Origin of the sequence: Pseudoalteromonas sp. OOF1S-7, assembly GCF_022347765.1 — a bacterium.
GTDB lineage: Bacteria > Pseudomonadota > Gammaproteobacteria > Enterobacterales > Alteromonadaceae > Pseudoalteromonas.
The window spans coordinates 1-2,053 of record NZ_JAKRFZ010000041.1 but is presented as its reverse complement, the minus strand read 5'-3'; the positions used below and the strand labels follow the sequence as shown (position 1 = coordinate 2,053).

The window sequence follows — 2,053 nt, the reverse complement described above, 5'->3', positions numbered from 1 at the left end:
GAAAAGTGGAGCCAACAGGCGATCCAAACAACGACCCGCTAGTCGATATATTTAGTCGCATCAACGATAATCTCAGGGGCTACACCGGCCACGAACCGGTTTCGCTGGGTGGCGATAAGCGCATCATCCATATGAATGGTCGAGTGTACGATGCAGAGACTGGACGGTTTATGCAGGCGGATCCTTTTGTTCAGGCGCCGAGTAACCTTCAGAATTACAATGCGTATTCTTATGTGTTGAATAATCCTTTGAGTTATACGGATCCGAGTGGGTATATTTTTAAGAAGCTACATAACCTCACGAAGAAGGTAAACCGTCAAATCATTAGAGGTGTGGTAAAAGTATTTGGTGCAGAAGTTACCAATATTGTAGGGAATATGCTGACGGCCTTTTGCGGACCGGCTCAGGCTGCGTGTGCTGCGGCATGGAACTATGAGTTTACCAGAGCGATGGGGGGCAGTTCATCTCAGGCATTTAAGGCTGGCTTAACCTCTGCCGCAACGTCTCAATTAGGAGGGGGTGGAGGCTTTGAAAATGCATTCGCTCGGTTTATGTTTGATGGCATTGTTGGCGGCATTATGAGTGACATAAATGGCGGAAATTTCGGCCATGGCTTCTGGGCAGCTGGGCTTAATAGCGCAGTTGGAGGCGGAAACTATGTAAGTAATCAGATTGGGAATGTCATTGTTTCCGCAGTAGTTGGTGGTACTATTTCAAAAATAACCGGAGGGAAGTTTAAAAATGGTGCTTATAGTGCGGCTTTTGTTACTGCGGTGAGGACGGATTGGGGTGGTACACGAGGTCAGTTTAATAACAATGCTGATGTTGAAGAAGGATATCAAAGTAGTGTTGACACGCATGGTAGTCAGGAAGCTTCCTTTAAGTTGTCTGATGACCTTTCTCTTGACTACACCGTTAGTGGTTCAGAAGGCTTCGCTGGTGATGTTGCTTCTCATTTAGGTGAGTTAAACAAGACTGCTACTGGTCACGAAATGCTTGTTGGTTTAGCCGAAAGCGGCACTGGATTGGCAATCTTTGAAAACTTTGGTCAGTCAGCAGCAACCGGAAGAGGTTTTTGGGATTTCTCATGGGATAGAACTATTATTGCCCTAGATCCAAGAGCAGTGAGAGCACCAGTAGGACTATTCCAAACTGTTAGTGGTAGAGCTGCGAGACCTTATGTATCAGCTCAACATACACTGGCGCATGAATTAGTTCATGCTTGGCAAAACACTGCTTGGAGCAATGGTGCTCCGAAGATTCCTCACAACATAACGGGAAGTTCTCCGTGGGAAACACAAGCAGCAGCTTATACAAATCTGATCCGGCAACAACAAGGCCACCGATACAGGCGCATCAGATATAATTAAGCTTTTGGAGATACAATGAAATTACATGTATTTAGAAATACAGTTATATTATTTTTGACAGCGATAATTGGTCTGTTAACTGGTTTGTGGTTGTCGCCTCAAGTGCCAATCACTTCCTTTATTCCAACTCAAGAGGAAAGTGATGCATATAAAGCAGCAGTGAATATACTGGCATTTATATCGGGAACATCTTCATCATTGCTAGCGTTTGTTGGTGGTAATATGCTCAAAGTAAATAATACCCGTATTGTTACGGTAGTCGTAATTGTCGGTTTACTTTATTTATGTATAGACTTGATTAGGTTTGGGCAGCTTACCTTTGGTAACTTAGTCTGGTTCTTCTTTTTTGCGTTTGGAATAGCACTAATTTTGATATTGAAAACACTGTTGGCTTTCTTCTTAAGAAAGGGAATTTATTAAGAAGGACATCTAATCTAATTTGAAATCAAACCCGCTCCGGTGAAACAATTTAGGGTGACACCCATTCAAAAACGGCGCTCAGTGAGCGCCTTTTTTCTGTGCAATCACGTAGAGTTGCATAGACATATATGGACGTTCCAGCGATGTCAAGCCGAGAAGGCCTGCGAGATAGCGCATTTTCGTTATCTCGTTCGTTATTTTACCCGCTTTGCCATGCCTGATGTTTGGTCCAGTCCGCTATAAATGTGTTGCTCTGACATATA

The 2,053-nt window shown here is 43.7% G+C and carries 2 protein-coding genes; both read left to right on the top strand.

The annotated features are described in order from the left end of the window. A partial coding sequence (locus MHN33_RS23695; protein WP_239401943.1) for an RHS repeat-associated core domain-containing protein occupies positions 1 to 1,370 on the top strand: 1,370 nt, incomplete at its 5' end. 15 nt (positions 1,371 to 1,385) lie between these two features. Beyond that, positions 1,386 to 1,790 carry a hypothetical protein gene (locus MHN33_RS23690; RefSeq protein WP_239401941.1) on the top strand — a complete coding sequence of 135 codons (405 nt, stop codon included), beginning with the start codon at positions 1,386 to 1,388 and terminating at the stop codon, positions 1,788 to 1,790. Positions 1,791 to 2,053 lie beyond the last annotated feature (263 nt).